This is a genomic window from Methanosphaera sp. BMS (assembly GCF_003268005.1).
GTDB lineage: Archaea > Methanobacteriota > Methanobacteria > Methanobacteriales > Methanobacteriaceae > Methanosphaera.
The window spans coordinates 2,407,983-2,429,098 of sequence record NZ_CP014213.1 but is presented as its reverse complement, the minus strand read 5'-3'; the positions used below and the strand labels follow the sequence as shown (position 1 = coordinate 2,429,098).

Genomic DNA, 21,116 nt, shown 5'->3' with positions numbered 1-21,116 from the left:
TAAATTAATGTGATATCTATGCATAATCTAATTTCAAAACTGATTGTATATAAGAATATAGATGAACCCATACTACTGGAGTTATCGGGAATTTTTAAAAGATTTGAAAAAGGTGACTATGACGCGGATGACTTAATCAGCGATATTTACACCCAGATAAACAAGTTACTTAGTCTTGCAACCGTTTATGGATTCAATAAAAATCTATGGCATAACTACATAGCATACCTGATTGCCACGATCGAAAACCCATTTACATTAACAAGTGAGAAGACCGGAAAAAAAGAGGGCAGCGTTAATGAATTTGTAAAGCATGACATGAAAATATTTCATAAATTATTCAACTATGACTTTGGCATTATAGAAGAAAAGTTAGACATTGATTGCTTTAGCATAATCTCCAATTATGATTCAATAATAAAGAAACAACAGCTGTTTAACCAGGATGTCAGTTCAAAGGTTCAATTGTTAAGCTCCAGGATGGAATCGGCCAATGATGAAAATGACTTGTTTGACATCATAACCGATTTCTATAAGGAGTATGGTGTTGGAAAATATGGATTAAACAGGGCATTTCAACTGTCCCATGATGAAAATAAAGACTTTTTAATAGCCATTACCTCTTTGGATGATGTTGTTTTGGATGATCTGTTGGGATATGATTTGCAGAAAGAAAAGCTCATCCATAACACGGAAAGCTTTGTTAACGGTAAAAAGGCAAACAATGTATTGCTGTACGGTGATGCGGGTACTGGAAAAAGTACCAGCATAAAGGCAATACTCAACATGTACTATCCCATGGGACTTCGTATGATAGAAGTCTATAAGCATGAGATGAAATATGTATCCAAGATAATATCGGAGATTAAAAATCGTAACTATAAGTTTATCCTTTACATGGATGATTTGTCATTTGAAGAGTATGAAAGCGAGTACAAGTATCTTAAGGCATTGATTGAAGGTGGCCTTGAGACAAAGCCCGACAATGTCCTGATATATGCAACATCCAATAGGAGACATCTTATCAAGGAAACGTGGAACGAACGGGTCAACACCTCCGGCGGTGAAGAGATGTATCACTCGGATACCGTGCGTGAGAAATTATCCCTGGTTGATAGGTTTGGTGTCACAATCGGTTATTATAAGCCTAGCATGAAGGAGTACTTTGAAATTGTTAAATCTTTAGCTAGGAAATATCCGGAAATTACCTTGACTGATGATGAGTTGGAACATGAGGCCAATGTCTGGGTAAGAACACACGGAGCACAGTCCGGACGTACCGCCGAACAGTTAATCTATCATCTTTTGGGTGACATCAAATAGATTTTTTCCATTTTTTAATATTTTTTATTTTAACAATTTTATTTATACCATATACTAATACAAATAGCTTATTTTATTAAATCAATTTTAAAAAAATTTTTTTAAGAGCATAATTATATCATAAACGGTTATAGCTTATTTTGGATTTAATCTACAATAAAAAATTTTTAGGTATGCCCAAACCTTTATATAGTATGGAGTACAACATTTAATTGACTAAGATATTTAGGTTATCCTAAATTTATAAATATCCTATAAATAATCCAAAAATCTTAGTCACGAGTTGAATGACAAAAGAATACCACAAAAACTATTACTCTAAAAAAATGTGAATAAACGATAGTTATTAAATCACCTATTAAAACAAAAAACATTCTTAAGTCTAAAAAAACTCACCACTCCTTATTAAAAACATAATATAACTTGTAAAAACAAAAAAGAAAATAAAAACTCCCTAAAAAAATACTCTAAAAACACGTGTAGAGTACAAAAAAGATTTTCTTTTTTCATTAAATTTTTAACTTTTTTAAATCCGATATCACCCCTTACCTAATTTTTAGTCGCATGTATAAGTCCGAAGTCATCTATATCATAGTATGCTGTTTGGAGAACTTCAACATTGAATCCTTGATTTTCCAGTTTGTCGGTTATAACGTTTCTTGAAATTCCGGTTAAACTACTATGATATTCGATTAACATTTCATCGAAAACACTAAAATCAGTATTATCAACAAGATCGAATTCACTACCTTCAATGTCTAACTTTAGAACATCAACGTTTCCATTAAGATTCTCCACAATCTCATTAATGGTGATTGTTTTTACTTCCACGATTTCTTTATTAGTCGTATCATTGTACTCGGAGGTTATTGCACTAAAAGTATCATCTTCAATGGGTAGATGCAACACCTTTTTGTCTGATATTGCGATATTATGTATTTCAATTATGTCTTTGTATTGTGGATTTAAGTCTAGGTTTTTGAGTGCAACGGTATAAACCGTGGGTGATGCTTCATATGAGTAAACTTTCTTAGCACCATCTTTTGCATAGTATAATGCAGTATCACAAATGTTAGCCCCTAAATCCAAAACTACTTTGTCTTTAACATTTAATGTTACATTATATTTATCGGTTAAACGTTCACTTACTGTGCATATTGTATTGTTGTTTACGAAGGTTAGATTATCAACGGTTATTGTATCTTTTTTAATTAATATATCATTTATGAAGTTTCTGAAGACTGTGATATCCTCCTTTGAGGGTTTAATCTCTGGAGGTATGTTTACAAGATATGAATAGATTAAATTGAAAATAAATGTATTTTCCCAATCACCTGTAATTTTAAATAACCCATAATTTTTTGTACTGATTTTTGTTTCATTGATTATTCCTGCTCTATAAAGTAGTACAGTTACTGGATTATTGGTGGTTCTGAATATTTCTTTGATTAATTTATAATATTGAATTATATGCATAAGATACATCCTTCTGATTATTTTTTTATTATTAAAAATAATTATAAAATAAAATTTTTTTAAATTAAAATTAAAATTTTATTAATTAATACTTATAATATAATATATTCCGAATTTTATATATAATTATCTAAATTAATAACTTATATTAATAAATTAGAATATATTTAAAAAATAGGTTAAAATTCTATTATTTAAAAATTAATTATAAACTATAAACTAATTAAATAAATCATAACTTTAATCTAACAATTACATATATTATCAAACAATTTCAAAACAATAAACAGTAAAAAACACACAGTATTGATTTAATTTACAAAGAAACATCAAAAAATGAACAAAAAAGCATTACAAGACAATATCATTAATTAGGTAATATAGTTTTAACGATAATTTATTCAAATAATATGAAAGTTAACCTAATTAATTTAACGGAGTTTTTAAAAATATGACAGGAAAATACCTAAAAGGATTTTTCTTATTAACACTTGTAGTACTTGCATGCATATCCATAGCATCAGCATCCGATGTTGTTGATGATACAAACTCTGATGTAATAGAAACAACAACAGTAGCATCAGAACATGCAGAAACAAATACTGTCGACAGCATACCCACAAGTGACAATACAGATAATCCAGTTCAAACTAAAAATATAAAACAAAACACACGAGGCAATTACACAATTAATAATGAACATGATTTCGATGAGTTATTTACCAATTCTTCAAATATTCGTACATTGAAAGACGACATAGACAATGGATCCAACATAACATTTGAAGTTAACATCAGTAAAACAAATACTACTTACATTATAACCAAACAAGTAAATTTATTCGGTAAAAACCATACAATAACGTTAAACACGACAAGTGGAAGTTACTTTGGAAACGAAACCGGTTCTTCATTCATCTTCGATAACGGAGCGGCAGGTTCAACAATAACAAACATAACCTTCAACAACACCCAAATATTTGTGAGAAACACTACTAATGTTACTTTTGATAATATTGAAGTAGTGGTTAATAATCAAAGAATTGGTCAAGGAGTAGGAGTATTTTCAATAAGAGATAATTCAAGTTATGTAACAGTAGAAAATTCAAGATTCTCTACAACAAACAATTCTGGAAGTAGTACATTAGTACTTGCAGCAGCTCACCACTGTACTATTCATAATAATAACATCACAGGTAGTGGAAATGTGGGAAATTTATTATATCTTACAACATACAATATTGTAGGAATGAACATTGATGATATTGAACTCAATTCATATAACAATATCACTAACAATAAAATATCCAGACCTCAAGGTGAATCTAATATCACTTATGGTATTACGCTTACTGGTCATGATAACAATATAAAAAACAACATTGTAGATATTTATGGTCAAGGTATAACAACACAATGGGCATATACTGATCCTGCAACACCACAAATTGGTAACAATAGTGAAAGATACAAAGGAAATAATTATGTTAATAACACAATATATAATGGAGCTACATTTAAGGCAACAAATAACAGTACAATCACATACAATACATTAAATGCAGTTACACTAGTAGAAAACTGTACATTCATATGTAATACCGCTACAAATGTAAGTGTAACAGGAAAAAACAATTACTTATGTAATAATACTATTGGAACATTAAAGGTAGGATCATCAGCAACTAATACAAGTAAATGTGAGTGTAACAATATTACTTCTATTACTGGTTCATCAAATAATATTGTAATAGTATATTGTGATGACTGTGAATATTGTATTGATGATTCTGATATGATTACAAATAGTAACAAAAATCTAAAGGGTGATAATGAAAATACGTTTACTTATAATATTATCGATGAAGAATCATTTAATCAATACTTCCAATTTGATGAAGAATCTGCTTCTGTATGGCCTGATGCACCTAATTTAATTACAACGGCAAATGCAACATACATATTCAATATAGGATATCTTCCATCTAAAACGAGAGTATTATCTTTTACTTTCTCAAATAAAGCTGCAAGAAAATCCACTATTAAAGTATCTGGAATAAATAATCTGACATTAAATAATGTAATGTTAAACTCTTATCTTATGATGAATAGAGTTGAATATTCTAATATGACTTTTAATTATGGCGAATCTTATTCTGAGTCCATGATTAAAATATCTACTCCCTCTAAATACACATTAGCTGGAACATTACTTGAAAATATTACAATAAATTCTAAAGCAACATTAAAATTAGATGATAATAGTGTTCTGGACAAAAATATAAATCCTGTGGAAATTTACACTACAAATATCAGAGATGGTATTCCTAATGTTTGTTTAAATAATGTGACTGTTAATATGATATCTGATACCTGTCCTATAAACTGGGAAAGTGCTGCATCACTACCGTATACCATAGCAATTAATGATATGTCAACTTATAGTAATTTAACTATAACAAATAGTGTTATAAATTTCAATGAAACTGAAACTTATTATGATAACAATGAATATAGTTCAATGTATGGTGTATACCTAAAAAGTAATACTACATTTGTAAACAATACAGTCAATGTAAAAGGAAGCCAATGCGTTTATGGAGTGGTAGCAAGAGGAAGCAACAACATTATTAGTAATAACACCATAAACTCAGAATGTACTGGTTATTACGCTTGTGGAATCAACGTCGAAAGCAGTAACATAGCAAACAACACATTAGAGAACAACTACATCAACGTAACAGCAGGTTATGGTGAAAACGCTAACCAAAATCCACATGTAGCATATGGAGCATTAATACTTGACTACTCATACAAAGGATACCAATATGTACCAAATGAATACTCGATTGAAAATGTATCATACATCAACAATACAATCATCTGTGATGCAGGTCAATCATATGGTGTAGAAATTTATGGGGGAAATAACCTTAACATATCAAATAACAATATAACCCTTACAAGCCGTGTACCGATGGGTATAGGTGCAATAGGAGAAAACGTAACAATATCCGGTAATACAATCGTAGCAAACGGTACAAACAATGCTACTGAAAGTACTGTGGATTATCTAACTTCAAGAACAGTTGGTGTATACACCAGATTTACGAGTGTGGGAATAAACATCACCAACAACACAATAAACACTACAACTGGTAGAGCAATATTCATAGACCACTCCAACAATACAGTAAGTCAAGATAATACTGTAAATGTAGAAAATTATACAAATACTGTAGAAATAAATGAAGGTACAGGAAATATTGTAACTGAAAACTATCTGGTTTCACCAGAACTAAAAGGTGATGAATCAGTATTTGACTACAATGGTACAAATAACATCATAGAAAATAACTTGCCTAAAATAGTTAAAGAATACTCACTTGTGGTAGATACCACGGAATTTACTCCGGGACAAACTGCAAACATAACAGCAAGCATATACTATGGAACTGAAAGTTCAAAAGAAGTAGCAGGAAATATATCCAAGGGTAAAGTATCATTCAAGGTAAATGGTAAGACATTAAAAGACGCTAACGGCAAGGTAATCTATGCCAAAGTAGTAAACGGTACAGCTAGCGTAGAAGACTTCACAGTACCGGAAAGCTGGGCAAACAAAGGCTCAACTATACAGGCAGTATACTCCGGTTCAAGTGATGTAGCTAAAATGTCAAGTGAAAAAACAGAAATAACAATAACGGCCGAACCGACAATAACAACAGAAGACATTACCACGACAGTCGGCGGTACAGTCACACTCACGGCAACAATAAACACAGATGCCACGATAAACACCGGAAAAGTAGTATTCAAGATAAACGGTAAATCAATAAAAGATGAAAACGGCAAAGTCATCTATGCCAAAGTCTCAAACAATCAGGTAAGCTTTGACTACACATTACCTTCAAACTATACAGAAGGCACATATAACATAACAGCGGTTTTCCTATCACCAAACTATGATAGAATAGAAGACACAAAAACGTTGACTGTCAACTAAAATATAAGTGAATGTAAAACAATAACCTTGTTTTACAACATTACTTTTTTTCTTTTTTTAAAAAATTTCAGACAAATATCATATCATTCAACTTATCTATATAATCCAAAGCTATGACCAATGAATCATAAAACGATTCACCGTTATCAAGCGAAAATAATATCTTTTGCGTAACTCCACCAGGAGTTGCGACCTTTTTTACAAATTCCTCCTTGTCCTCGTTTGGAACTAATAGGGAAGCCTTATATGATAATTCTTTAAATAGTGGAAATTCCTTGGAGAACTTATCAACCACCTCCTTATTCTCAACAGATTCATAATCATACACACAGTACACCGCCGGCAAACATCCGATAAGCGTCATGTATTTCATATCATCCTCCATGTCAAGAATATAATAATCAATGTCCAATAAATCAAGTAGTTCACATGCATCATCATTTTCAGGATACACACCAGCTATGGCATTTGAGTCTAATATTGTATCTGGTCCGGTCGGCATTACCCTGACTACATTATCAGATCCCGTTTGCTTTTTAATCTCATCTATGGATATTCCTGCCATGAATGATATTACAAGATTATCCTCTTTGAGTCCGAAGTCCCCTATCTGTTTGAATGCCTGTGGCGGAACACTGAGAATGAGTATGTCCGATTCTTCTACAATCCTTGAATTGTCACTTATCATATCCACAAGGTTGTTGTCATATATCTTTTCAAAGGTAAATATTGAACCTCTATATGTTAATTTGATATTTTCTTCGGGATAACCTTCTTTAAGCAATTTTATTATTAATGATTGTCCGATATTTCCCGCACCTATTATTCCGATTTTATTTTCAGTAATTTTATTATTCATATTATAATTATTTCTTATTTTTAGATAAAATAATTAACCAAAATAACATATGTCTTAAAGAGAATAATATATTATAGTATGGTGAAGGAGGTAATTTAAGATGATTGAAAGTAAGTATGCATACCTGAAACAGATAACACGGCAATTGTATAACATGAAGTCAACGAAGGTAGACAAGCAGTTAGATGGAACAACCCCTCCTTCCGTATTTATCGGTACATACAATTATCCTAAGGTATTTGCCGGACCACTTCTTGCACCCAGCTATGAGGACTCGGCAATAATGGACAACCCCGAAGCGTGGGTCAACAACAATACCTCCCAGCAGGACATCATAGCATACAGGTTGAATCTTGTACGCGGAAAGCAAACAATAGGAATTACAGACCTTGAAAACAACTATGTTGAAAAGCTTCAGGAAATATCCATGGCATCAAAGTCCATTCAAAGTGAAGCGGAGTTTAATAAAAAACCTCGTGGCATGACATTCAGTGCAGAGAATGCCCCCCATGGACCCAGTGCCGTCCTGAAGAAGTTCGACATAGATAACGTCAAATGGGATCACCAGTTGGAAAAGACTTACTATGATACTGATCTTAAGGCGGCAGATGCCGTTGAAATATTGCATGACAAGGATATTCCTTTCTCACAGATACAGAAGGCATTCAGTGTAGGTACAATGGGAGTTAAGGACAACAGAAAACTTGTACCTACCCGCTGGTCAATAACCGCCGTTGACACTACAATAGCCGATAGACTGCTTGACAAGGTAAAATACTATTCACAGCTGGACACATACCGCGTATACGAGTATTCCAGCCTCAACAATTACTATGCAATTCTTGAGATTCCAAGTCCATGGCAGTATGAGTGGATGGAGGCATTCCTTGATATCCATGGCAAGGGAACGATGATATTTACCGATTATGAAAACAACAAGGGCAAAAAGGAGTATTCACGTGTAGGGGGATGCTACTATACCGCCAAGATGGCCATTCTTGAACAATTAGAAAGGGACAAATTGCAGGCCTGCTGTATCGTATTCAGGGAAGCCAATGAAAACTACATACCACTGGGCGTGTTCAACGTACGTGAAAATATCAGACATGCAATGAACAGTCCATATAATGAGTTTGAGACATTGAACAATGCACTTGACTATATTGAAACGAAACTTAAATTAACCGTCAAGGACTTTAGGTTGGCGGGGGACTTGCTTGATGATATTATAAAGCACCGCCAGACAACTCTTGATCAGTTCTTCTAGGGGAATTTTATGTTGAAATTGGAATATAAGAAGATAAGTGATGATACAAAAAAAATCATGAAAGAGGCTGTGGATTCCAGTCAGGACTTTTATGTTGATGCTGTAGAATCCATTCAAGAGATTCATCCATCAGGTCAGACCCACATCATGAATAGTGCCAATAGCTGTATTTTTACTGTTGCAGAAGCACTGCCGGAGCCTATCCTTACTGTGGATATGGGTGGATGGAATGGATTCAAGAAGTCATGTGACATATTGGGTAAGAAATACCTTGAAATTCCAACCGACAAGGGTATGATAAATCTTGAAGTATTGAATGATTATATTGAAAGTTATGACATAAAGTCCATGTATATCACATCACTAATTGCATATACTGCAACGCACCCTGGTGATAAAATATATGACTTATGTAATCTACATGACGTAGTGTTAATATTGGATATTTCAGGAACAGTAGGCTGTGAAAAAATCAACACCCACTGCGACGTGCAGATAGCATCCACCGGAAGTCCCAAGATAGTAAACTGTGAAAACGGTGGATTCATAAACAACATAACCAAAAAGATAACATTTAACAATCACTTGCTCAAGTCATTCAAGGCAGACAAGATTACCTGTGCTGCCATAGCACATGAGATAAGAAAATCCCCCGAAATACTTAAAAAAACAATAGAAGCAAACACTTATCTAAAAAAGAATTTATCCAAAAAACTCATGGATGATACGCATAAGATAGTTTATGAAAACTCCGCCGGCATCAACACAATCATAACAACAGAAAGCAAAAAGAAAGCAAAAGACTTAGCATACAGGATAAAACAGGAATTGAAAATAGCTGATAACAAATCAATAATAACAACCGGTCCTAACTATAACAGATTAAAAATACCATCAGTAAACATTGAAGTAAAAAACATAGATGTTGATTATTTGACAGAAGAAAACATGGATTATCTGACCGAAATCATTGTTGAAAAAATATATGATGATTAAATAATCATTTTCTTAAAAACCTTTTTTACATGCCCAGAATCTTCTTTAATTCTGTTTAGTGTGAACCCCCTTTTTAAGATGCATGCCACTATTGTCCCCCCATATACCTTTAACTTGTTGTATGGATTATTATCCCTCGAGAATACTTTATTAGAAAAGTGATAGCTTGAATTAAAACAGATTCTGATTTTATCCTTAACAGCCATAAAATGGAGGATAAAAGAAAAATCAACACCACCCCACATTAAATGAACTCCTACAGACACCCAAATTACCATCATCTCACTTAGCATCATTAGACATAAAGTTCAAATAAATTTCAATTAGAAAAAACAATCTATGAAAAAATTTTGGACAATTCTCGAATAAAAGAAATAATGCTTTTTTTTGTTTTATGGGACTTCACCAAAACTATAATAATATTTTCTAAAAACAGCTTTAAACTTCTCAAGAAACAACATAAATCCCTTTCTTTTTGAAAATTTGACTTTTAGCAAACCCTCTTATACTAATTTTTAGCAAGTCTCTAAATTAATTTAATTCTAAAAATTATAATCATCAACTTTAATCATCAACCAAACTACTTTTTCTATCTTTAATAAAAAGGCTTTGATTGGTAAAATATCATCTTTACATCTTTTTCAAAAATTAATCATCAACCAAAACATACATTAATCATCAACCCCTTATATTATAATAATTAATAATGGTTATAAGTTGATATTATGTTTGAACCGAAATTTACATATACAAATAAAATTGTAAATTATATTGCAAAAATTGCTTCAGCCAAGGAGATAATTAGTAATGCAAAGATAATTCCATTATATGATACACAATTAAAGCAGGAAGCTCTTATCAAGTCTTCCCATTATTCAACATCAATTGAGGGAAATCCTTTAAAATTAGAGGAAGTAAAAACATTAATTATAAACAATCAAAAACCGGTTACAAAAGCAGAACAAGAAGTTTTAAATTACTTTAATGTATTGAATCATTTAGAAAAATATTCAGATAAAAAGATTACAAAAAATACCCTTCTGTCATTACATAAAGAGTTGACCAAAGATTTGTTAAGAAATCCAGCATATGAAGGTAAATTTAGGGATACCAGTGTGATTATCGGCAATATACATACCAAACAAATTAATTACGTACCACCTGATGCTTATAAAGTACCTTATTTAGTAGAAGAATTGATAAGCTGGTTAAACAATTGTACAAGTGAAATGTATCCTGTTATTACTGCAGGAATTCTTCATTACGAATTAGTACGTATACATCCTTTTATTGATGGCAATGGACGTACCAGCAGAATTATGGCTACATTAATATTATCAATGAATGAATTCAATATTGATAACTACTTTACATTGGATGAATATTATAATAAGGACAGACAAGCATATGTTGATGCACTAAATAATGCAGATAAAAATCATGACTTAACTATTTGGTTAGAATACTTTTGTCAGGGCGTATTGTATTCAATCGAAAAAGTAAAAAACGAAGTATTGACTTTAACTCAAATTACATCAAAATATGATAATACCATAGAATTAACCCCAAATGAAATTTCTGTATTAACATTACTTGAAGAAAAAAAACAGGTAAAAAATAAAGATATTCAGAATATGTTAAACATTTCTTCTCAAGCCAGTTATAAAATTATTAAAAAATTAAAAGATAAAAAATTGATAAAAAGAGTTGGAAAAGGTAGAAGTACTATATACATATTACAATGATTATAATCATCAACTTTAATCATCAACCAAACTACTTTTTCTATCTTTAATAAAAAGGCTTTGATTGGTAAAATATCATCTTTACATCTTTTTCAAAAATTAATCATCAACCAAAACATACATTAATCATCAACCCATTATATTCTGAGTAATTAATAATTCACTATGATCCAATATAGAAAAACTAAATTAAAAATTCTTATTTCTATATATAACCACACAAAGATTCCTAAAATAATAATTACCCTATAAAATTAATTTAGAGAAAAATATTGTTATTTGTTTTATGACAATTAATTAATCAATTTTTTTAGATATATTATCAAATATATACAAATCAGAAATACATTATAATCGACAATCAATTAAATAATATAAATATTTATTAATACATTGCTAATGGAAATATCTTTTTTAATAAACGAAATTGAAGATTATTTGGAAAATATTCATAATTATTGTTTTTTAAAAATGATATATTAGTCTATACAGTGTTTATATTTCCATTTTATAATTATAAATTGTTTAAACATGATAAACTTTATATATAAGAGCAATTAAACCATTAATTGTTAAGTAATAGCATATATAGATACAAGCAACAATATGGAATATTACGCTATTACTGATGGTTATTTATCGTTAAGTATGCATGATTATGATGCATATAATAACATAACATATAACAGTCCGCAAGAATTAGAGGATAATAATAAGGTTGTCAGAATAAAGATAAGTCGTTGGGGAAGTTTAGACTACACGGATATGGTTGTGTATGATACTAACGGAAAAAGAAATTTAACAGAAGAGGAATTCAATTATTATAATGGAAGATATGATTCAATATATGATTACTATTTAGGGGGAATTTTATAATGACATTTAAAAATTATAAAATTTGGACGGATTTACTGTTAATAATTATAATAATTCATTCATTGTACTTATTAAGTCAATTAGGTTATAGACGTATCGATATTTTATTTAAGGATTATTTGTCAGTTTTTCCAATTTCGTTCTTAAAAATTTTTGGAATTACACTCTTCTATTGGAATAATGTTTATTACATTTTAGGAATATTTTTTGTTCAATATATGTATATTTATATTAAAAAAGAAAACTTCGGAAGATTAGCTTTTTCATTGAAAGATGAGTTGCTCCCTACAATCATTTCCTTTTTTTCTTCCTTTTTCTTTATTAATGGTTTGGGTAATTATTTCAATGGATTATTTAAACGATGTGCTGTTCAAGTAACTATAAGTTTAATATTGGATGTTATATACTTTTATTGGATTTATTCCAATTGGAGTCTACCATTCCTTAATTTCATGAATAAAAAAAATATTTATTACCTCGGCATCTTTATCATGATGTACTCGGCATATGTCATCTATGATACTTATCTATGTACCATGTGCAAGTATTATGATAAACCCTATCCAAAGTTTTTAGGAATTAAAATCGAAGAATGAAGCCTCAATCTGTTGACGGAAATAAAATAAGTAATAGGCTGATAATAATCTAAAAAAGAATAAATGAAGTGTTTATTGATTAAAAAAAGAAAAACAATAACTAACAGTTACAGCAAAACAAAGGTCAAAAAATCGATTGCTATAGAAGTAACTCTTTGATTAAACACCGCTTAAAAATAGAAAATTATTTGAGAATCTATTCTAAAAAGAGTTAATTGAAGGGTCATCCATATTAGTTTTTTCAGATAATTTCCCACATTAATTATTTTAGTTTTTAAGTGCAAGCAATGCTATTTTTTCACATATGGCACCAACTAAATTCTCACTACCGGATAGATTATATGCTTCTATGATTGAATCCACATCATATTCCTCTATTAAAGTATCATTTCTACCGGATAATAATTTTTCGGTTAATTCCACCTGTTTATCACTACAATTAACGTATACAACCAATATATTTCCCTTTTTTTTGATTCCCAATAGCTTAAGTGCCTGACTTATCTGCTTTTGACCGGATAATCTGACACATATCTCCAAGCCCTTATCATTTGCAAAGTTCTGTTTTTCATCAAATGCCTTTATCACCTGGCTTATTGCTTGTCTTAGATGACTCATTCCACAGATATAGTCACAGTCCAATAGCTGTATTATAGAATCCTCCTTGAGTATAGTTATCTTATCAATCTCCTTTAAAAAGGAGGGGATGTCATCAATGATACAGTCTTCATAGGCATGTACATTTATATCATACTGAAATAGCAATTCATCCTGTAAGTCCTGCATGTTTCTATCCCCGTTTTTTATCGGTAAGTATCTTATTTACGCCCTTAAGGTATGCTTCTACACTTGCCATGATGATATCGGGTTCTGTACTGCGTGAGGTTATTATCTTATCGTCATGCTTGAGTTTTACAAGTACGTCAATAAGGGCGTCTGTTCCACCGGTTATTGCATCCACGTGGTATTCTTCGAGTGTGATATCGGCCGTATCGGCTACTGTTTTTCTTATTGCCTCTATTGCCGCATCAACCGGTCCTACTCCAACACCTGCCTCTATTTTTTCCCTGTTGTTGATGTTTACCTTTACTGATGCCGTTGGCGTCATACGGTTTCCGGATACTGTCGTGTATTCTTCCAGGATAAGTGAATCCTCAGGATTTATGCTTAGTATTTCATCGGTTATTGCCTGCAGGTCAACGTCGGTTACTGTTTTTCCCATGTCGGATAATGATTTTACCCTTTCAAATATGCGGTTTAATTCATCTTCGCTAACTTCCGTTTTTGTTTCCTTGATTTTTTCTCTTATCACGTGTTTTCCAACATGTTTTCCGAGGATGAATCTTCTTCTATGACCTACCTTTTCTGGTTTCATAGGCTCATAAGTATCGGAGTTTTTAAGCACTCCATCGGCGTGTATTCCTGATTCATGTGCAAATGCATTGGCTCCTACTATTGCCTTGTTTGTCTGTAGGGTTACGCCGGATATTCTTTCAACTAGCTGTGAGGTTTCATAGAAAAGTTCCGTATTAATGTGTGTTTTTTCAGTGTATAATGATTCTATTGCCATTATCAATTCTTCACATGAAGCGTTTCCTGCTCTTTCACCTAATCCATTTATGGTTACATGTGCCTGTGTTGCACCTGCCCTTAGTGCTGCAAGCGTGTTTGCCACTGCTAGTCCGAAGTCGTTGTGACAATGAACGCTAAGAGGTACATCAAGGGTTGAAAGTTGGCTGTAGAATTCATATGATCTTTCGGGTGTTAATAATCCTATCGTGTCACATGCACATATCCTGTCACAGCCTGCATCAATGCACTTTGTATATAACTGCTTTAAGTCATCCACACTTGTTCTTGTCGCATCCTCTGTTGATAGCTCCACTATCAGTCCATGACTTTTAGCATACTCCGTTGCATCTACGGCCATCTTTTCTACTTCTTCACGTGATTTTCTTAGCTTCTGCTGTATATGCAAATCTGATGATGGTATTACCAGGTGAATGCTATCTACACCACAGTCTATTGCCGTGTCAATGTCTATCTTAAGTGGTCTTGCAAAGCTACATATCTCAGCGTTTAAGTTGTTTTCTGTTATTGATTTGATGCTTTTTTGTTCATCATTGGAGGTTATTGCTGAGCCTGCCTCTATCACGTCCACTCCCAATTCATCAAGTTTGAGTGCTATCTTTAGTTTTTCGTTGGATGTTATCAGTACTCCTGGTGTTTGTTCACCATCCCTTAGAGTTGTATCCAGTATTCTTAGATTTTCAAACATTTATATCCCCTCTTTTTGGATAATACTGTTATTATTCTTGTTAAGCTTTTATGCATTCTTATTGAGTGTTGTTCCAATATTTCAAGTGGTGTGTCCTCTATTACTTCATATAAGTCTATGTAGTGGGGACTTGCCATGCATATATACCCGTCATCCTTAAGATATTTGCTTATTGCTATGAGTGCCTCATGATAAAGTTTTTTTGTATCGATTCCGCCGAGTGTGGTTGATATTCCATATGGAGGATCCATTGCAACGGCATCTACTCTTTCGTTTAATTCCAGTTTTCTAACGTCTTCCCAGTAAACCTTAAAATCCTTGAATCCTTCTGCTTCCAGGTTTAGTTTTGTTCCTTCTACCATGTGTCTTTCAAGGTCACTTGCTATTAGCTTTGTGTTTAAGCATCCTGCCTCTATAAGTATTCCACCGGTTCCACAGAACGGGTCAAGTACAACGTCATTTTCATGGACATGTGCCAGGTTAACCATACATAAGGCCAGTTTTGGACTCATTGAACCCGGGTGGAAGTATGGTCTTTTGTGTGGTTTGTTGTCGAAGAAATGTTTCTTGTCCTGCTGGACTATGCTTTTGGCTATGATTATCTTGTTGTATTTTGATATTGATACTTCTTTATGTTCATTTACGTGTTCTGTTGGATCGGTAAATATTAACTTTATGGTATATGCCGCGTTATCCAGTGATACTGGCATATTGGATGATTGTTTTATTATTCCCCCGATGTGTCGTTCCAATTCATTTCTTGCGATTGGCCCATTGCCTATTCGTCGGACCCTTACCTTGAATGAGTCATCGATTATTTCATCCCATGGAATTTCATTAGAGTCCTTTATGATTTCCTCCACCGTTGTATGCTTAATGTTTTCAAGTACTTCATGGGAGTATGCCAGATGGCTTCCCAACTTGTCTACCATTGTCCTGTCGGCGTCAACGTCAAGTATTATTACACCCGGATATTCCTCGAGTATGTCATATCCAATGTTTAATGTTTCCATCCTTGCAATAAGTTCCGCCTTAGGTAATGTTTCATTTTCCTGTGATAAAATTATAGTGATTTCCATATGTTTTTCAGCCTCCTGACTCCTATTTTTGGTAACAATTTAAATATTATTCCACTTTTGACCAGTTGTTTCAATAATGGTGTTTGCGTATCCATGTCACCGTATTCTGATATTATTTTGTCCACATCATGTTCCTGTAGTTGTTCAAACATGTAATCAAAGTCATCATCGGATAATTCCCTGATTATACTCTGGACATTTTGCTGTGCCTTAAATTCATGGTCATATCGTTTATGATATTCCCTTTCATATTCCAATAGGTGGTTATTGTCATTATCCTTTAGCATTAAATCGGATTTGTCTGATGCCAAACGCGCCATGTTTGATCCGACTATTAATCCCCCACCGGTTGTGGGTTTTATCTGACTTGCAGAGTCACCTATAAGTATGGTGTTATTGTAAACTATTTTTTTATCCTTATTGTATTTTGGAATTAATCCAGTGTGTTTTTCTATAATGATATCATCATCATTCATTGCATTTCTTAGGAGGTTGTCTGCAGTTTTATATGAAGCATCGGTAAATAAACCTAAACGTTGTTTTGTATCCGTCACTGGTATTTTCCATAAAAAGCCGGGCAGCAATTCATTATGTACTTCCAATATCACGTTTTGTGTATCCTGTTTTTTTGTATCCAGCGTGTATTGTATTGCCGTGAATGATTCGTCATTTAGGTCGGGATTCATCTTCCTTGATGTTGATGATACCGGACCGGCTGCTACCGCTATGATTTTGGAGGTGTAAGTGTTGTCGATGGTTTTTATGCTGGTATTTTCCATATCAACATCAAGTACTCTTGAAGATAAATATGGCGTTGTTCCGGCATCTAATGCTCTTTGAAAGAGATATTTATCATAATAAACCCTATCAAGAACATATGCAACCGTTTCTTCTTTTTTTACATATAATAGTGTTTTGTTAGGTGAGTATATCTTTGCTCCTTTTACTTTATTGTATATTATTTCTTCGGGTAGTCTTTCAGTGAGCGTGATATTTGTCGAAACGATACCGGCACATTGTAACGGTTCTCCAATCCTATTTTTCATATCAAATATTGCAACACTATACCCCTTGTTTGCCATGTGATATGCATAAGTAGAACCTATCGGACCAGCACCTACCACTATTACATCATAATCCGTCATTTGACACACACCTTATTCGTTATAGAAACTATTCAAATAATAAAATATTTAAGATTTTTTAAATTTTCTCTTGTTTATTGACAATAAATCATCCTTATTTAATTTTTTATTTGATTTATCTATTTTTTTATCATTATCCTGTTTATTTATAAATGAAGACCCTTGATTATCCTCTGTATTGAAATAATGTACATTTGAATTATCTTTAGAATCATAAACATCATTTCTGGAATTATCTTCATGCTCCTCAAAGTATTCCCTATCATCATAGGTATTGAAATCTTCATCAGTTCCCCTAGTATAATCCTCATATTCATTAGTTCCCCTTTCATAGTCCTCATTAACAGTACGCACATACCTGTCATGAGCATTATCCTTAGGAACATGTCCCCCATAAGACTGCCTGTTTCTTGAATTATTCCTCTCATCATATCGTCTGTTATTTCTAGAGACATGATACCCATTTTCCATATTTGGATTATAAGCATAATTTTCAAAATTATTATATCCGGCGGGAATTTGACTTTGCGTATATGCATAATTTGACTGATTTACCTGGTTGAGAATGATTTCTTCAACCTCCCTGGGATTAGGAACTTCATCGAGGATTGTTTCAACGTTATCACGTCCTCCATAGATTACTATATCTCCGGCTCCAAGCATTCTTTCAAGAACGGATTGTGAAACGTCAATATCCTGAACCTTTGCATAGGGCATACTGATTTTTTCCTTTTCAAAAAGGCCTCTTTTAATTATAATACGTTTATCCGTCAATGTATATAGGGTATTCTTCCAATCCAGGTAATCAAGCACCAATTTTACAATAATTACTATAATGCATAGGAAGAGTATTATCTCTGCAATATAGGTCATGTTGATAAATTGTAACTGATAATTAGATTGCAACGTTCCTTGAATCCTATAGACTAAGGCCAGTATAGGACTAAACATGAAAACTAAAATGAACAGTACTATAATTTTGAATATAAAATTATCGGAATATAATATTACATTTGGCTGAGATTCATATAATACACGTTCAGATGACATTCTGTTAACTTCATTCTTGAAGTTATGATTGCTCTTGGATTGTTTAGGTTTTGGCATCATGAATTAATAATCTCCAATATTTTTTCTAAATATGTTAAATATATATGTAAAACAAGAATAATATAGATATTTATTTTTGGGGAGAAATAGCCTGAAAGTGAATAGAAAAAATTTACAATAAAAAAGAAATTATCCAATTGACAAAGATAGTAATATGCATGAGAAATACAATGTTAAAGACATAAATATAGAATCCACCCATATTCATTTAAAAACGGACATAGAAAATGATAATCTTGAGGATGTTATAACCAGACAAAGACAAATAGTAAGGGATGCCATAAACAGGTATCCTCAATTCAATGGATATGAAAAAATTGAATTGTATGATGAAAAATTAAACGATGAACGTATACTGAACTTGATGATAAACTCGAGCAGAATATCAGATACCGGGCCAATGGCATCAGTTGCCGGTAGCATTAGTCAAATATGCATAGAGTACCTCGGCAAACTTAATACGAAATATTCAATTATTGAAAATGGTGGAGACATTTGCTTAAAGACAGATAAAAAATCAATAATAAGTGTGTATGCAGGAGAAAATAGTTACTACAACAACCTGGCATTTGAGATTGATAAAAAAAGAGATGGATATGGAATATGTACTTCCAGTGGAACATTCGGTCATTCAAAAAGCTTTGGAGTGAGTGATGCCACGATTGTATTTTCCACAGAAGCCAGCATCGCCGATGGACTTGCAACCAGATTTGCAAATATGGCCAATGGAAAGGATAATGAAGAAATCATAAACAATGTCCTTGATGCATCGGATGACTATAAACAGTACTATGATGCAATGATAGTGATAAAGGATGATTTGATTGCAAAAAACGGCCATATCCCCAAACTGTTAAGCATAAACAATAATGGTAGTGACGGACATGACATGGGATAATTATAATTAGAACTATGACAAAAAGAATAGATAAAGGTGGAGGATATGAAATATAAATATTTAATTTTAGCCATGATATTAATCGTTTTTATCTCACAGGCCACTGCAATAAGTGCACTGACCGATAAATCAAATGAGGACATAACACAACGTATAAACAATGAGATAGATTCAATAAAAGATACTCTCATGGGTAACAAGGATTCCCCAAACGTTACGGAAGTTAAGGTTCACAGCTACAAAGAGTTGAAGGACACTATTGAAAAATACAACAGCAACAATAATAACGAATCATATCTCATAACACTAGAGGATGGAAATTACAACATCACCGAGGCCATTTTATATAGAAGCAATGACAACAGCAAACAGGAGTTAACGATAGACGGAAACGGACATACAATAGACGGACAAAACAAGAACAGGTTCATGCACTTTGATAACTGCAACATTACACTTAAAAATTTAATAGTTAAAAATACAGTGCATGATGATAAAGATCATGCCGGCGTATTTGAAATGATTAGTCCGGCAAATCTAAACGTAATCAACTGCACATTCATAAACAACGTTGGAGACAAAAAGGGAAGCGTCCTGACAAATAGGGGAAATGCCACAATCACCGATTCGACATTCATAAACAATACGGTAAACCATGTGGGCGGTGCAATTTGGAGTACTGGTGAATATGGGGGTTTATTAAACATTACAAACAGTACGTTTAAGCAAAACATTGCAAACAAAGATGATAATAATGAAAGGACTGCCATAGTATACAGCGTGTCCGGCGGATTGAATATAATAGACCAAAATAATTTCACAAACAACAAGGGAAGATGTATCCACTGTTATAACCATACGAACACCAATATAACAAATAACAGCTTCCATCAAAATACACTTAAGGATGTTGAAGTTATCAGGGGCGGAATCATTGACAATTATGAAGCCAACATAACCATTAGAAACAACGTCTTTGATAATGACAATACGGATGGAGAATTACGTGGAGGCGTCCTGTACCATGAAATAGGAGATTTGGAGTTTATAAACAATACCATAAACGATAACCACATACAAAAGGATGTAACAAGTACCGCTTACTGCAGTAAGGGTGGAGTGATATTCAATAGAAATTCCACCGCCGTTATTTCAGACAACACATTCACTAACAAAATGGTCGGAAACTTAAGCAGGGGAGGAGTGCTCTATAACAATATGGCAAATGTTACTATGGAAAATAACAAATTTGAAAATAATATTGAAGGTAAGGATATTCAGGGCGTGGTGGCATATACCGATGTAGCCGGCATAATCAATGCCAAAAACAACACGTTCAATTCAAAGATAACCGGAAATATTATAGAAGACCTTGATAACGATAAGAACATCTATAACTCCAACCAGCCAATGGCAGAAAGCAGCAATAAACGGGGCACTGTAAATTATAATTAAAAAAACATAT

General features: G+C 32.6%; 16 protein-coding genes. 8 read left to right on the top strand and 8 right to left on the bottom strand.

From position 1 onward, the window contains the following. Positions 1–18 precede the first annotated feature (18 nt). Positions 19–1,323: an ATP-binding protein gene (locus AW729_RS09130; RefSeq protein WP_112124819.1), complete on the top strand. Its 1,305-nt coding sequence runs from the start codon at positions 19–21 to the stop codon at positions 1,321–1,323. Positions 1,324–1,872: 549 nt separating this feature from the next. Here the strand turns inward: AW729_RS09130 and AW729_RS09125 are convergent. Beyond that, positions 1,873–2,799, bottom strand: a complete 927-nt coding sequence (locus tag AW729_RS09125) for an FkbM family methyltransferase (protein ID WP_162685881.1) — start codon at positions 2,797–2,799, stop codon at positions 1,873–1,875. Positions 2,800–3,250: 451 nt separating this feature from the next. On the opposite strand from AW729_RS09125, the gene AW729_RS09120 reads away from it, so the two are divergent. Continuing rightward, on the top strand, positions 3,251–6,802 hold the full coding sequence (locus AW729_RS09120) for a hypothetical protein (RefSeq protein WP_112124817.1): 3,552 nt from the start codon (positions 3,251–3,253) through the stop codon (positions 6,800–6,802). A 67-nt stretch (positions 6,803–6,869) separates the two neighbouring features. Here AW729_RS09120 and AW729_RS09115 read toward each other — a convergent pair whose 3' ends face one another. Then, positions 6,870–7,661: a pyrroline-5-carboxylate reductase gene (locus AW729_RS09115; RefSeq protein ID WP_112124816.1), complete on the bottom strand. Its 792-nt coding sequence runs from the start codon at positions 7,659–7,661 to the stop codon at positions 6,870–6,872. 100 nt (positions 7,662–7,761) lie between these two features. Here AW729_RS09115 and AW729_RS09110 point away from each other — a divergent pair, with 100 nt between their 5' ends. Together AW729_RS09110 and AW729_RS09105 are read left to right on the top strand one after the other, a co-directional pair. Then, on the top strand, positions 7,762–8,928 hold the full coding sequence (locus AW729_RS09110; RefSeq protein WP_112124815.1) for an Nre family DNA repair protein: 1,167 nt from the start codon (positions 7,762–7,764) through the stop codon (positions 8,926–8,928). Between the two features lie 9 nt (positions 8,929–8,937). After that, on the top strand, positions 8,938–9,924 hold the full coding sequence (locus AW729_RS09105) for a hypothetical protein (protein ID WP_112124814.1): 987 nt from the start codon (positions 8,938–8,940) through the stop codon (positions 9,922–9,924). Here AW729_RS09105 and AW729_RS09100 read toward each other — a convergent pair. Further along, positions 9,921–10,190, bottom strand: coding sequence for a hypothetical protein (locus tag AW729_RS09100; protein WP_162685880.1), 270 nt, complete (start codon positions 10,188–10,190; stop codon positions 9,921–9,923). The genes AW729_RS09105 and AW729_RS09100 overlap by 4 nt on opposite strands. Before the next feature lie 459 nt (positions 10,191–10,649). Here AW729_RS09100 and AW729_RS09095 point away from each other — a divergent pair, with 459 nt between their 5' ends. After that, positions 10,650–11,669, top strand: coding sequence for a Fic family protein (locus AW729_RS09095; protein ID WP_112124812.1), 1,020 nt, complete (start codon positions 10,650–10,652; stop codon positions 11,667–11,669). 606 nt (positions 11,670–12,275) lie between these two features. Beyond that, complete coding sequence (locus tag AW729_RS09090) at positions 12,276–12,545, top strand: hypothetical protein (protein WP_162685879.1); 270 nt, start codon at positions 12,276–12,278, stop codon at positions 12,543–12,545. A gap of 863 nt (positions 12,546–13,408) precedes the next feature. Here AW729_RS09090 and cgi121 read toward each other — a convergent pair. The 5 genes from cgi121 to AW729_RS09060 are packed head-to-tail and all read right to left on the bottom strand — an operon-like array spanning position 13,409 to position 18,753. Continuing rightward, a complete protein-coding gene (gene cgi121, locus AW729_RS09080; RefSeq protein ID WP_112124809.1) occupies positions 13,409–13,927 on the bottom strand; it encodes a KEOPS complex subunit Cgi121 in 519 nt (172 codons plus the stop codon). Positions 13,928–13,931: 4 nt separating this feature from the next. Beyond that, a complete protein-coding gene (locus AW729_RS09075; RefSeq protein WP_112124808.1) occupies positions 13,932–15,419 on the bottom strand; it encodes a (R)-citramalate synthase in 1,488 nt (495 codons plus the stop codon). Continuing rightward, a complete protein-coding gene (locus AW729_RS09070) occupies positions 15,404–16,498 on the bottom strand; it encodes a DNA methyltransferase (RefSeq protein WP_112124807.1) in 1,095 nt (364 codons plus the stop codon). The genes AW729_RS09075 and AW729_RS09070 overlap by 16 nt, the downstream gene beginning before the upstream one ends. Further along, entirely contained in the window at positions 16,483–17,643 is a 1,161-nt protein-coding gene (locus AW729_RS09065) for an NAD(P)/FAD-dependent oxidoreductase (protein WP_112124806.1), read from the bottom strand. Before AW729_RS09065 ends, AW729_RS09070 begins: the two co-directional genes overlap by 16 nt. Positions 17,644–17,691: 48 nt before the next feature. After that, a complete protein-coding gene (locus AW729_RS09060) occupies positions 17,692–18,753 on the bottom strand; it encodes a PH domain-containing protein (RefSeq protein ID WP_112124805.1) in 1,062 nt (353 codons plus the stop codon). Positions 18,754–18,907: 154 nt separating this feature from the next. Between AW729_RS09060 and AW729_RS09055 the strand changes: the two genes are divergently transcribed. Both AW729_RS09055 and AW729_RS09050 read left to right on the top strand, forming a co-directional pair. Then, positions 18,908–19,651 carry a UPF0280 family protein gene (locus AW729_RS09055; protein ID WP_112124804.1) on the top strand — a complete coding sequence of 248 codons (744 nt, stop codon included), beginning with the start codon at positions 18,908–18,910 and terminating at the stop codon, positions 19,649–19,651. A 45-nt stretch (positions 19,652–19,696) separates the two neighbouring features. Next, complete coding sequence (locus AW729_RS09050; RefSeq protein ID WP_112124803.1) at positions 19,697–21,106, top strand: hypothetical protein; 1,410 nt, start codon at positions 19,697–19,699, stop codon at positions 21,104–21,106. Positions 21,107–21,116 lie beyond the last annotated feature (10 nt).